At 43.1% G+C, this 306-nt stretch carries 1 pseudogene; it reads right to left on the bottom strand.

Annotated elements, in window-relative coordinates:
- Window positions 1-306 (bottom strand): annotated as a pseudogene (locus ACODS7_RS32975) (2-methylcitrate dehydratase); the annotation flags it as partial.

Below are 306 nucleotides of genomic sequence, written 5' to 3'. Positions count from 1 at the left end.
TACGGTATTCATCAATTACCTCGATAATTTGACCCGAGGACATGTTCAGCTCATTCGCCAATTTCAAGTACGATTCTCCCTCAAGGCGACGTTTCACGATGTCCGGAAGTTTATTTGGCATACCCTCAAAGTTCGGTGCTAAACCGCTGATGATAAAAGCATCGATTACCTCACGGTCTGCTTGTTCTTTTTCTTCACGAGTCTGCATCTTTTCTTCTGGCATATCTAAATCCGCTTCTATTTGTTCAAACGTTGATTTTACCTCTTGTACCTTCCCTTTCTCATCGACTTCGTACTGCGTAACCG

It is taken from the genome of Bacillus sp. FG16 (assembly GCF_057809515.1).
This window is presented reverse-complemented; position numbering and strand designations above follow the sequence as displayed.